Raw genomic sequence first — 14,143 nt, 5'->3', positions numbered from 1 at the left:
AATTTATGCTAAAAATAATAGGTGAAGAACAAGTATCGTAACCGACACAGCGAGAGTCGGTAGCTGTGAGTATTGACCCGAGAGAGGACGACTTGGTCATACAGTCGGCGGAAGTTCTTGTCCTTCACCATAATTTCAGCGTCAATTTTGTGAGCAAGCTATAAATATATATTACGGAAGTACTATTTAAGCAGTTAACTGTTGATATATGTTTTGCAACAACCCCATTATATTTATTTTTAGTTCAAGTACTATATAAATTACATTTTATTTATAATGATAAATTGCATTCTAAAATACATTACTCGAACTTCTCAGTTAAATATACATCCTAAAGTTTATTAGAATCAGGTGTGGCAGCATTTTCAAATGAAAAGTAAATAATATAATAAGATAAGTTAATTTTTAACCCAGCAATCCATTGGTAAACTTGAGCTTAACTATACTTTTCATCCGAAAGCTGTGCAGACAAACCATTGATAATGCTGCCACACCATTAGTTCATTATGTAGGAAGCTTGAATTATTTATCAAAATTTTTAGCCCATATAGGATTTATTGCCTTAATAAAATCATCAGGTGAATAATCGCCAGTTAAAAGATTACTGTCAAGAGTAGTTATTTCTGCAGACATCCTTGTATTGTACACAGCAGACCATAATGAAGGTATTTTTAGTTTCGCATTATTAAACTGTTCTAAATTCCTCTTTGCTAAGTCAGACATTCCTTCAATTTTTATACCTGTATCAAGAGCTGTCATAGACTTGTTTTCAGTGTTGTAGAATAGAGCGTCTTGAGTTGCACAGAACATTGCAAACTGAGCTGCTATTTCAGGGTTTTCTGTTTTTGAGGATACTAAATACCCGCTTAATGGTGCACCCCAGTACTGAATTGCTGCATTTGCATCAACACCTTCTTTTGCTGTCGGCCAAACCATAAAGTCAGTATCAGGACTAGCTTTTTCAAGATTTGGAAGTTCCCATGTGAACATTGCAAGCATAGCAGCTTTATTTGAGGTATACATTTCAACAGCTGGGCCATAATCTATGTTTGTAATACCCGGTGCAAATGCACCAACTTTTACAAGCTGCTGAATTCTTCCCAAAGCATTTTTAACAACAGGATTGCTGAAATCGGTTTTATTATTAGCAAGATCAACTGCAACCTGTGGGTCTTCAGCCATTATCATAGTCTGAATCAAGTGAAGATTAGGAGTCCATCCACCCTTACCAACGATAGAAATAGGGATAATTCCTTTTGATTTCAATGTTTCACAAACCTTTAACAATTCATCAAAGGTGGTAGGTACCTGGATGTTATACTTTGCAAATATATCCTTGTGGTACCATAATCTTGGAGTAAAGTATTGGTCTGCACCAGGCTGTACACAGTATATTTTTCCATCTGCATCCGGTGCTATTACTTCTTTCATAGTAAACTTCTTATCAAAGCCTGTTTTTTCAACATACGTAGCCAAATCCAATGCATTTCCTGCTGAGATAACTACAGACGAAAGATTCTGTTCTGAGAACCATACATCTGGCATGTCTCCTGAAGCGTTATAAGTTTTTAACTTATTGGCGTAATCATCTCCGCCTCCGCCTAAATCATATTCAATTTCTACATTTGGCATTTCTGTTACTATATTTTTCTTAATATAGTCTTCTCTGATTTTATTTCTGTTTTCATCTGCACTTAAAGAAAGGAATTTAAGCTTAATCTTTTCACCTGATTGAACAGATGTTTGTGAATTTGAAGCTTCTGATGATGTTGAACTATCTGATGCTGTATTGCCACCTCCACAAGCAGCTATTGAAACAATCATTGCTGCTGAGATAACAAATAACGCAACTTTTTTCAATTTAATCATATTATTGCCTCCTATAACATTTTAATGATTTACATATCTCTTTCTCTTCCGAAAGATTTTGAATTATATTCAAATGATATAATTTTCTCCCACCCTATTTAAGAGAAAATTATAGGGCAATAAGGAAATTTATCTGTTTATATCTAAATTATCAAAAAATAATATTAGTTCACATTTATTAACAAATATTTATCCCGGTGAATTATAGGTGTTTAAGCTTATCAAAGGAAAAGTTAAATAGCTTCATAAAATAAGTTGGTTCACTGAACAACAATCCATTTATAAACCTTAGAATGGCTGGGCTTTTCATGCGGAAGTAAAGTTAAAATAATTGCATAATAAACACCTATTCTTTTTATATAGAAATTTTGAGTTGATAATTTTTTCGCTTTAATTTCTTTTTTGACTTACATTTTCAATATATTTACTTGGAGTAAGCCCATAAAATTTCTTAAAACACTTACCAAAATAGTTGGCATCTGCATATCCAACCTTTTTTGCTACGCTAAAAACTAGCTGTTCTCCATTATCAATGAGTTCTTTAGCCTTTTTAATTCTGAATTCAGTAATATATTCATTTATAGTAATACCTGTATCCCTTTTGAATACAAAGCAAAGATGTCCATAATTCACAAAAAGGCTTTTCGCCACTATATTTATATCAAGTTCATCATTTTGATAATTGTCACTAATATATTTCTTAACTTTTTCAATCAACTGCGATGCCCTTTTATTTTTGTTTTTATTGATGTATTCAACTGCATCTGAAAATATCTCCTTAATCCAGCCTTCCATTTCATCTATAGATTGCTTTAGCTGTATTTCTTCAAAGATATTCATTTGACTATTGTGATAAATTTCCTTGAAGCTAATACCCATTTCTGCGAATATCTCCATGCATACTGACACAATTTCCACACAGACTACATATAGTATTTCACAGTGAATGTTCTTGCCGCGAACATCTCTAAAAATATTGGTTAGAATCATTTTAATTTCTTCACCATTTCCAGTACGCATACCCAATAAGAGTTGGCTTCTGTGTTCAGCAGTAAATAAATGGTGTTTTATATCTAAATCATCTACTGAGCTATATAATATTACTTTGTTACTGCCTATGGTAAGCTTATTCTTTAATGCAATAATAGCTTCTTTAAATGAACTGGCAACATCAAATATATCGCTCTTTCTATTTCCAATTCCTATTGATATAGTGAATTTCAAATATTTGTGGACTGATATTTTGACCCTCTCAAGAGTATTCTCGAACAAAAAATCTGCTTCATTTCCTTTTAAGCAAACTATTATACATAACCGGTCATCTCTGTCATAGCACATTTCAAATTCAAAATACTCCTGTAGTATCTCACTTGCAATGTTTTTAACAGAAAATAGCCACAGCTGCTTATCTTCATCAGTCCATTTCAGATTCTCATCATAGTCAACTTCTATTAATGCTACTTGATAATATCCAGTAGGTATATTCATTTTGAGATATTTTATTTTGCTGGCTACTTCCTCCGACTTTATTACTGAGTTTCCTTGTATTAAGTCATTTAAAAATTTTTCTTTTAATAATGGAATATTTTCTTTGACTTGTTCCTTTAACTTTTCTAACTCAATTTTTAAATTAGCTTCCTTTTGTATATCCATCTTCATTTCACATAAACAATTAGCTAGTTCTTCTTCATTTACTGGCTTTAGCAAATAGTTGTATACTCCTAACGAAACTGCTTGCTTAGCATAACTAAATTCACTGTGTCCAGTTAAAATCAGTATTTTAGTTTCAATCCCACTTTCTTTTAAATTCTTGGCAAACTCAAGCCCATCCATTATTGGCATATTTATGTCTACAATTGTTATATCCGGTTTTAATTCCTCTATTTTTTTTATTGCTTCCTTTCCATTTTTAGCCTCACCACATATTTCAAACCCCAATTTTTCCCATGGCAATGAGATTTTTAAAGCTTCTCTGAAATAAAACTCATCATCTACAATCATAACCTTGTACATATTTATTAACCCCTTTGTACCAATTTGCATTTAAAGTAATGAAGCAAAACCCACCATCCCTTGGTTTACTCAAAATATACAAAAAGCTTATCTTTTTGTATATGTGAAAAGTATAATGAATGCACTATTTTCATAATTTGCATTTATCAAACTATGAATATCTACTTACAGCGCACAACTCTATCGGTGATTTAAAAATAGCTTCCCTTATATTAAATACGAAATAGTATTACAATTTTGTTGCCGGTAGTTTGACAGTGACTTTGGTATATTCTCCAACTATACTTTCTATCTTTAAACCGTATTCTTCTCCATACAGTAGCTTTAATCTGGTGTCAACACTGCTAACTCCAAAATCTGTCAGCTTATTCTGAACTGCTGAACTGTGAAGTATGCTGTCAATTTTATCTGGACTTATTCCTATTCCGTTATCAAAAACTTCAATAAAAACACATTCTTCATTTTTATAGCCTTTAATTATCAATGTGCCTTTATCCTCTTTTTGCTTCAAGCCATGGTAAATGGAATTTTCCACAAGAGGCTGTAATGTCAACTTTGGAATTTGATATTTTAATATCTCCTCATCAAAATACAGTTCATAATCCATATATTCTATATACCTTAACTTTTGTATAGACAAATAATTCTTGATAAGAAGCATTTCGTCTTCTATGGTTATAATGTCATTTCCTTTACTTAATGAAATTCTATAAAATCCAGCAAGGTATTTTGCTGACATTATGGCATTTTCTTTTAAATCTAGTTTTATAAATGAAATAATAGTTTCAATGGTGTTATAGAGAAAATGCGGCTTAATCTGTGATTGAAGAAGTCTGAATTCGTTTTCGCGCTTTATCCTTTGTTCATTATAAATTTGTTCTAATAGTTTGTTGATTCTATCCATAAGGCTGTTAAAGCCATCCCCAAGCATACCAATCTCGTCATTAGCATTAAAATCTGCCCTCAGGCCTAAATTTCCTTGTTTTATTTCCTTCATAATTCTAACTAAATTTAATATAGGCTTTGATATTGTGTAAGATAATAGATAAGATGCTATAAATGCAAAAACTAGACATGCAACGCCAATAATAATTATCAGTCTTGTTATACCTTTATTTTCACTGGTTATTTCATTCATAGGAATAGTACTGATAATCTTCCAATTAAGCTTATCGAATTTATGTAAAGTAACTAACGTCTGTATACCATCAATATTGACTATTAAACTTTCATCATTTTGAATATTATCAAGTTTATATTTACCCAAATATTTCTCTTCATCAAATTTTTGATACAAGTCATCTTTATCTTGAGTTGATATTATGTTGTTTTCACTATCGAGTATAAAAAACTTATCATTTTCATTTATTATGTTATTTAAATATATTGATGCAACTTCTGTCTCTTTAAGATAAAGTATTGCTATTCCTAATCTAGCCCCTGTATTTTTTCCTATAATAGATTTTGCAATTGCAAAAACATTCTCCTCTTCACCATAACGATACTTTAGTTTGAATAAGCTGGTCCAAACAGGGCTTTTTATTTCAACTACTTTATCTATCAAAGCGTTATCAAACTGGGAATAAACACTTAAATTATCTGCATAACCTATGTCAAAAAGTATATTTTTCGATGACATAATACTAGCAGCCGACATCTTGGTATTAGGCTGTACTATATTACTAATTACTTCCTTTAATGTTTTTTCAACATCTATATTCTGAATTGAATTTAAATCATTGTTTCTCACTAATTCAAGTTGATTTTGCAATCTGTTCTCAGTAGATAGTATTCTTGCATAGTCCTCACAATTTCTGGTCAAGTTCATAAGACTCTTATCAATAAGTGTTAACTCACGTCCTGCATTTTTTTGAGCTTTTTCGATTATTGCCTTATTTGATATACTGATAGTGAGCAAAGTAAATATACTTAGTGAAATTCCTAAAATAACAATATAGAAAATAAAAATCTTATTCTTAATTGATATTTCTTTAAATAATTTAGTTATGTGATTAAAGTGTATTTTTCCCATTTCATCAATCCTTATAATTGAATTTTAAATACTCAAATTCCTGCTTAAACCCACATATTAACCCATTCCAGGTTAAAAGTAATTGCCATGCCTAAAATTATAACAATTACTTTTAACCGCCTATATTTAGTATAATACTATTTTCTAATAAATGAGTATCAAGCTGGAGTAGTGCGCTGTATTAATGGTACTCAATCTCTCATTTTTATTTGGGAAGTATCACTTTATAATTACTGCTCTATTACAACACCTTTTTTTAAAATGATATTTGCATACAACGCAGTTTCACTAGTGGCAATTACTGCATACGCATTTCTCGCTCTTTCATAGAAAGTAAATCTTTCAATATTTTCTACTTTGTTGTTTCTTGATTCGTGTTTATTAATTATGTTCTTGTAGATGTCCCATATTGGAGTTTCTACAGTATCCCCCTTCACCACCTGCATCAATGCTACAGGGCTTTCAACATATGAATCCAGCGGAAAAAATTTAAGTATTGCATCTAAAACCTCTGGTACACCATGTCCATCGAGTCTGATTACTTTTTTCCCAAAGGTGCTTGATGGAAAATTGCCATCTGCTATTACTAGTTCATCACCATGCCCCATCTCCATAAGTGTTTTTAGTAGTTCAGGAGTTAAAATAGACGGAATCCCTCTTAACATAAAGCCTCCAATTAGCAATTAGCGTTATCATTATTTTGTTATCTCTCCATTTATATCCCACAAATCAGTCCAATCCTTTGCTCCATCCCAAAGGAATACTTGACCTTTAATTAATCTGCAGTTTTTATCAACGCCTTCAATCTTCTTCATTTCTTCTTCAGTTAACGGGTCCTCCACTACACATCGGATATTACTAGCATATTCGTTTCTATATATTGAGAATGGAATTGGAGTTTGGCCCCTCTGTACAGCCCATTTTATACAAATAACTGCTGGATGAACATTATGAGCTTTAGCTATCTCAACAATTACAGGTTCCTGAATATCCACATAGTCCTCAGAAGTCTTATCACGATCAGGTCTAGTAGGCGACCCTATTGGACAGAAACCAATGGGCTGAATACCATGGTCTATAACAAATTTAAATTGCTCAGGCTGTTGGAAGCATGGATGAAGTTCCATTTCAATTGCCGCAGGCATAATTGTGCAGTACTTGAACAATTCCTTTAATTTAGGAATAGTCATATTTGATGTTCCTATGTGCTTAACATAGCCAGCCTTCTGTAATCTCTCCATCTGATACCATGTTTCCATATACTGCTCAATTGAAAATGGTCTTGCATCTTTATTATGGTAATCAGGAGCAGCTCCCTTTGGATGGAAGTTTCTAAAAGGCCAGTGTACAAAATATAAATCTATGTAATCAAGTTTTAAGTCCTTCAAGGATTTTGCACAAGAAAGCAATACATCCCCTTTTCCATGCATATCATTCCAAACCTTTGAAGTAATAAAGAGTTCTTCTCTCCTTATACCAGACTTCATAATATCTTCAAAAACCTCTCCAATTAAATGCTCATTTCCATATACAGATGCACAGTCAAACATTCTGAAACCCACCTCTGCTGCGCCTTTTACAGCAGCAGCAATATCTTCAGCTGAAAATCTATCCGAGCCAAAAGTACCCATACCAATACAAGGCATCTTGTCTCCTCCACGCAAGGTTCTCTGTGGTACTAAATTGGGATTAATAATATCATTACTCATAAGATACGTCTCCTTTTTTATTTAAAATAATTTATTTAATTTCTAGCTTAAACTTCGTACATAATCTAAGGTCGCAGAAAATGCAAAGAAGAGGTTATGCACAGTTAGACCTGAAGCAAAGTCTGTACCAACATAACGCATTTAAAAAAAATCACATGTGATGTTTGGTTTGCAGTGTAGTGAATGTTATATAAAAATAGGTGTGTAAGGTAAATATTTGAACAGCATTAGCAAGCTTTACTAAATGGCAGTAAATGTGACTAATAAATGTGATTCTGCAATTTTAATGCACTTAGTATACAACTGACTTGAAGCTATCATCTTGCTTAGTAGCATACAAATAGTCATCAATGCAGTTTACAACTCTGTCCTTTAAAAGACTTACAGGGTCATTATGTAATTTACCGCTTCTAACTTTACTATATTGAATAGGCATGTATTCGCTTAATAATGATAGTGGAATTGTAACTGTTCCAAGGTTCTGCAACAATCTTCTAATTGAATTCTGTACATTTGTATCTGGTAAATAGTATCTGCATCTATCAGAAAAGCTATATTTTCTGGCAAATCTAATCTTTACTCCATTTCCATGATAATGCTTATTCCAATTATCAGGATTTTGAAGCATAGCCTCATCAAATATACTAATAAGATTTGAAAGATGAATATCAGGATTATATCGGAATATTTCTTCTTCTATCATACAAAGTGAAAACAGACCTTCTCTCAGAGCAAAAGTCAATGCTGGACCCACCTTAAGTATAGCTATTCCATCCTGAACCATTTCTCTTAGCTTAGTTCTCGTTTGATAGTCGGTGGAATGACCTTCAAAAACAAGATTAGGATAACTTTTAAGTGCCTGGCTCAATTCCTTTGCTGCTTCTCGGTCATATTCGTGAATAGTTTCATCACCAAATTCAACACCGGGTTGAACTACAACAGCAATTACATTATCCCATGCCTTTTGAAGCCCTAGCTTATAAAATGCTTGCTTAAAGGTCTCAACTGTGGCTTCAAAATCACAAACCTTCGTAACCTGAATTCCCTCTTCCTCTTCCTGAATTCCTCCTGGAACAGGGACTTCACTTCCTACAACATATACTGGCTGCAATGCAGCTTTATCATTTTTTAAAAGTTCAGCATAAGCCTCTTCGGCAACCTTGCACAGCAAAGCTCCTCTTTCGGCAATAATACCAGTATCTAATTTCTCATTTATATTATCATCTGCAAGATGCATACTTGTATCAATATGTATTTTCGTAAATCCGGCCATGACGTATTGTTTTATTAATTCACATGATTTTTCCATTGCATCTTTGGATTTCTCATTTTTCCATGTAAGTGGTCCAAGGTGGTCTCCGCCAAGTATTATTTTTTCTTCTGGAAATTTAATTTTCTTAGCAATACCATATACAAACTCTTTAAAATCCAGCGGTTTCATATTAGTATAGCCGCCAAACTGATTTACTTGATTTGCAGTTGCTTCTATCAACACATAGTTATCTAGTTCTAATGCTCTCTCCATAACTGCCTCAATAACGAACTCATTTGCACTGCAGGCAGAGTATATTCCCACAGGTACGCCCAGCTTATGCAATGCAACTAACTCCTTTAATGGATGTAAATCTGCCAATCTTACAACCCCCTCTTTATTGAAGTGAACCTTTGAATTGAATAATGCTAATTAGTTGATTTTTATTAAACAGCTCAACTTTACCAACTGATATGTTGGTGTTTCAACTTAACAATGGAAAGTTGAGTAATTACGGTGTTTGTGTATCGGAGGACACACAAGAGTTGTTTAAACTTAACAATGGAAAGTTGAGTAAATTAAAAAGCTTTAGTCATTAACTATCAGTACTTTACCCTTAACAGTTTTAGGTACCTTAAACATATAAAAAGCATCCTTTATGTTTCTAAGGGGAACCTTTTTGAATATAAAACTGCTGTCAAACTTTAACGCTCCAGTTGAGAAATAATGTGCAGTTAGAGTCCATTCTTTGCCGGGAAAGGGTGCACTATATGACATCCATGAACCAGTAAGCTTAAATTCCTTTCTATTCATATTTTCAAAAAGCTTTGGTGTAAATATTAAATCTTTAGTGGGTGTTCCAATGAAACATATGGATGATTTATTTCCCGCTATTTCAAAAGCTAGCTTCATTGTTATATCAACACCAGAAGTTTCATATACAAACCCAAATCCTTTTTTATTGGTGAGTTCATCTACCTGTTGTCGAAAATCCTTATCCAGAGTATTAATAGTCTCATCAGCGCCCAATCTTCTAGCAAGAGATAATCTATCCTCATCAATATCAAACACAAATACTCTTTTTGCACCGAATATTTTTGCCCACTGTGCAGTAAACATACCCACTGTTCCACCGCCAAGAATTGCAACATCCTCTCCAGCACGATAATCAGCACAAAGCAAACCATGAAGTGCTACTGTAGCTGGCTCAAAAAATGCTCCCTGTTCAAAAGAAACGCTGTCATCAAATTTGACAACATTTCTTTCAGGTAACTTTACATACTCTGCAAAACTACCCTGCTCTCTTGAGCCAATAAAGCTGTAGTACTTACATAATGAATAATTACCCTTCTGACAGTCATCACATTTAAGACATGGAACCAATGGAACTCCTGCTACTCTATCACCTACCTTAACCGAGGTTACTCCCTCACCTATTTCCGCCACTTCCCCTGAAAATTCATGACCTAATACTATTGGATAAAAATGTGCTCCATCTCCAAGAACTCTTGGAATATCCGAACCACAAATACCAGTAGCCTTTACCTTTACCAAAACTTCTCCCTTTGATGCTACAGGTATAGGCATATCTTCATAACGAATATCATCTTTTGCATGTAATACTCCTGCTTTCATTGTTGCCTCCTTATAATTACTTTCATTTGCTCGTATTATCTTGCTTAATCATCATTATTGAATTCTCGCTATGACATATATTTTAATGTTTTAAGCTATATCAGAATTCTCAATTTATGTGTTTGTAATGTGATATATATTTGAGTATTTATAGCCATATCAGAATTCCTAATTTCTGTTTATACTGTGACAAACATTTTAGTATTTAAAGCTGATTGTCTATATGTACAATTCCTAATTATAAGTTTATACTTTTTGCATTGTGTCCTTTAGTTTTTCATATAGTTCAATATAAATATCATAATTGTTTTTATACCTTGTATGAGCTTGCATATCCGGCTGGTGTGTACGTGTAATTTCAATAGTATCCTCTACTGCCTGCTCAAAACTCTTATACAATCCTGTACCCACACCTGCTAAAATCGCGGCTCCTAGTGTGGTAGCTGTGTCTGAAGTTGGAACCTTGATAGTTTTACCTGTTATATCTGCTTTAATTTGTGTCCAAATTCTGCTATTAGCAGCGCCTCCTATTGCAACTAGTTCATTTATTCCTACACCAATTTTCTCTGCTGTCTTGATATTATGCTGTAATGCAAATGCACAGCCTTCCATAACAGCTCTGATCATATGAGCTCTTGTTTTTTCATAGCCCAGACCGAAAAATACTCCTTTAGCATTTTTGTCCCACAAAGGAGACCTTTCTCCAGCCATATATGGTAAAAATATTAACCCATCAGAGCCTACAGGTATTTTTTCAGCTTCTTCATCCATAATTTTAAAGGGACTTACACCTTTTTCCCTAGCTTCAAATTCCTCAAATGCTCCAAACTCCTGTTTGAACCACTTTATAGCTCCACCACCGCCAACAGTACCTCCTTGCAAAAGCCAAAGGTTGGGTACAACATGGAAACTTAAAATAAGCTTGGGATGGCCAATTGATGAATCTAAACAAATACTCATTCCGCCAGCTTGCCCGCCTTGCTCCTGCGTTTGACCAACTTTTAGAACTCCAGCACCAAGTGTTCCACAGCTTGCATCCAATCCACCAGCAACAACCGGAATACCCTTTATTAGTCCTGTTTGATCTGCAGCCTCACTAGTTACCTCTCCTATTATGTGGTGGCATTGATAAATATCAGGAAGTTTTTCTCTATCAAATCCTAGTTCTTCACAAAAGCTATCTTCCCATTTACCTTCCTTCATGTTAAAGGAATGTACACCATATCCCTGTGATAAATCCTGGGATGTATGTCTTGTCAGTTTATAAACTATAAAACTGTTACTTTGCAAAAACTTATATGTTGAATTGTATACATCGGGCATGTTTTTCTTAAACCACAGTATTTTAGGTGTTGAATATGTAGGCTCAAAGGAATTACCGCAAAGTCTAAAAATTCTGTCATTTCCAACTCTATTTACAGTTTCTTTACATATATCAGAAGCTCTTGTATCCATCCATATTGGTGTATTGCTAAGCACATCACCCTTTGCATTTATAGGAATGGCAGACCAACTCTGTCCATCAACACCTATTCCTGCTATTTGCTTTGCATTTATCTTAGAAGAAACAATAGTCTCCTTTATTGCTAAGCAAACACATTCCCACCACTCATTCGGGTTTTGTTCTACAAATCCTAAATGGGGATAGTATACCTTGTACTCCCTTGCAGCTTGTGATATTACTTTCCCCTGAAGGTCAAACATTGCTACTTTACAGGCAGATGTACCAATATCAATTCCTAATAAAAACTTTTCCATATCGTTTACCTCATTACGTTTTACTATTATTTTTAGCATTTTAGTCTAAACGTTTAACTTTGTTCTAAAATATTTGAGAAGTAAAACACTTCACTTCTCGTATAGTTTTTGATACCTATAATCAGTATGAAATTTTTCCATTGCAGATTAATTTCATCACAGTACAGATGTTACATCAAGCATATCATCTGTAGTGCATTGAGGATATAAATAAATAACTCACCCATCTTAAAACCAAAGCAGTACCCTCATACTTATGGAAGTACTGGAACTTTTTCATGCCTCATATCAATATATAAATTTAAATATAAATTTCTCCATTGCAAATTAATTTCATCACTTTTGCGATATTACATCAAGTATTTCACCGAGGCAAAATATATTTCAAGTCCTGAAAACTAAAGCAACACCCGCCACTTTGTTGTAGAAGAATGTAACTCTTTCTTACCTCGTTTTAATATCTAATTTAAATATATAAAATTAAATTTCTCCTTTGCAGATTAATTTCATCACTTTTGCGATATTACATCAAGTATTTCACCGAGGCTATAGAATCCTCACCACCTGAAAATAAAGACTATATCCATTCATTTAAAGAAGCATAGGACTTTCCCTTTCCTTGATATAACAAAATTATCACAACAATTAAATATCATACTACTTATCTATTTTTTTAATAGAATCCTTTAAAACCAACTCTGTTTTAAGCCGTATCATTGAAGGAAAATTCGAATTATCACCTTTTAGTCGCTTTAAAATGATATTTGCCGCTACTTCACCAATTTGCTTAACTGGCTGAATAACTATAGATAATGCAGGCTTTACCACCTTTGCAAGCTGCAAATTATCAAAGCCAATAAAAGATATATCATCAGGTACTTTTATGTCACTTTCGTTGATAGCCATTATGGCACCAAGAGTCATTTCATAGTTTGTAACTAGAACAGCAGTTGGAGGTTCCTTCATGTTTATCAACTCTAGTAATAACCGATAGCCACTCTCTACCTGATAGTCACCTTTCTTAATCAGCTCGTTATCAATAGCCATAGCATAATCTTCATGTACCCTTTCATAACCCTTCAAGCGTTCTTGAGCAGTATATATATCACTAGGTCCACAGATAATTCCAATTCTTTTATGGCCATGTATTATCAATTGCTCTACTGCATTGTAAGAAGCATTTAGATTATCTACTACAACTGTATCACACTCTACACCCTTCAGAGCTCTATCTATAAGTACAACTGGTATTTTCTTGTTAACAACTGATTTAATAGCCTCTAAATTACATCCCATTGGCATAGTTATAATACCATCGACCATTTTTCTTACTAAAAAATCAAGCTTTTGCTTTTCAAGCATTTCATCTTCTTTATAGTCACAAATTATCGTACTATAACCATTCTTTATTAAAATATTTTCTATATTTGAAACTATACTTGTAAAAAATATATTCTCAAGACTAGGAATCAATAACCCAATAGTCATTGTTTTATTTGTTTTTAGTCCTCTTGCAATCTCGTTAACTTCAAATCCCAGTTCTTTAATTGCTTTATCAATAGCAGCACGATTTTCCTCCAGGACATTACCGCCATTTATATATTTTGATATTGTCGCTATAGAAAGTCCTGATTTCTTAGCAACATCCTTCATTGTAGCAGAAATATAATCACCTTCATTCGTGAAACGTTTAACTGTATTTATAGTATCAAATCAATGTTTAAAAGTCAATAGATATTCGTATGCTAAATCAAAATCTCTAGTTAATTATAAAAATACTCATTAAAGGTTAATAATTAGCTTTTAACCCTTAATGAGTATTATCTTTTTCCCTACTCTGAATTTTTATATATTTATAAATCACTTCAATATAAC

General features: G+C 33.2%; 9 protein-coding genes. All 9 read right to left on the bottom strand.

All coding sequences use genetic code 11. From position 1 onward, the window contains the following. Positions 1 to 522 precede the first annotated feature (522 nt). Positions 523 to 1,869, bottom strand: a complete 1,347-nt coding sequence (locus EHE19_RS07190) for an ABC transporter substrate-binding protein (protein WP_137696580.1) — start codon at positions 1,867 to 1,869, stop codon at positions 523 to 525. A gap of 390 nt (positions 1,870 to 2,259) precedes the next feature. After that, on the bottom strand, positions 2,260 to 3,882 hold the full coding sequence (locus EHE19_RS07185; RefSeq protein WP_137696581.1) for a response regulator: 1,623 nt from the start codon (positions 3,880 to 3,882) through the stop codon (positions 2,260 to 2,262). Positions 3,883 to 4,111: 229 nt separating this feature from the next. Beyond that, positions 4,112 to 5,914, bottom strand: coding sequence for a sensor histidine kinase (locus tag EHE19_RS07180; RefSeq protein WP_137696582.1), 1,803 nt, complete (start codon positions 5,912 to 5,914; stop codon positions 4,112 to 4,114). Between the two features lie 230 nt (positions 5,915 to 6,144). Beyond that, entirely contained in the window at positions 6,145 to 6,579 is a 435-nt protein-coding gene (locus EHE19_RS07175) for an RbsD/FucU family protein (RefSeq protein ID WP_137696583.1), read from the bottom strand. Between the two features lie 30 nt (positions 6,580 to 6,609). After that, positions 6,610 to 7,623 carry an aldo/keto reductase gene (locus EHE19_RS07170; RefSeq protein WP_137696584.1) on the bottom strand — a complete coding sequence of 338 codons (1,014 nt, stop codon included), beginning with the start codon at positions 7,621 to 7,623 and terminating at the stop codon, positions 6,610 to 6,612. 292 nt (positions 7,624 to 7,915) lie between these two features. Further along, positions 7,916 to 9,256 carry a class II D-tagatose-bisphosphate aldolase, non-catalytic subunit gene (locus EHE19_RS07165; RefSeq protein ID WP_137696585.1) on the bottom strand — a complete coding sequence of 447 codons (1,341 nt, stop codon included), beginning with the start codon at positions 9,254 to 9,256 and terminating at the stop codon, positions 7,916 to 7,918. A 207-nt stretch (positions 9,257 to 9,463) separates the two neighbouring features. Further along, positions 9,464 to 10,510 carry a galactitol-1-phosphate 5-dehydrogenase gene (locus EHE19_RS07160; RefSeq protein ID WP_137696586.1) on the bottom strand — a complete coding sequence of 349 codons (1,047 nt, stop codon included), beginning with the start codon at positions 10,508 to 10,510 and terminating at the stop codon, positions 9,464 to 9,466. 246 nt (positions 10,511 to 10,756) lie between these two features. Continuing rightward, on the bottom strand, positions 10,757 to 12,268 hold the full coding sequence (locus tag EHE19_RS07155) for a xylulokinase (RefSeq protein ID WP_137696587.1): 1,512 nt from the start codon (positions 12,266 to 12,268) through the stop codon (positions 10,757 to 10,759). Positions 12,269 to 12,925: 657 nt separating this feature from the next. Then, positions 12,926 to 13,921 (bottom strand): LacI family DNA-binding transcriptional regulator, encoded by a 996-nt coding sequence (locus EHE19_RS07150; RefSeq protein ID WP_137696588.1) that lies wholly within the window; start codon positions 13,919 to 13,921, stop codon positions 12,926 to 12,928. Between the last annotated feature and the right edge of the window lie 222 nt (positions 13,922 to 14,143).

The organism is Ruminiclostridium herbifermentans (genome assembly GCF_005473905.2).
In the GTDB taxonomy this organism is placed as follows: domain Bacteria; phylum Bacillota; class Clostridia; order Acetivibrionales; family DSM-1351; genus Ruminiclostridium; species Ruminiclostridium herbifermentans.
The sequence above is the reverse complement of the archived record's forward strand: the minus strand, read 5'-3'. Positions and strand labels throughout refer to the sequence as shown.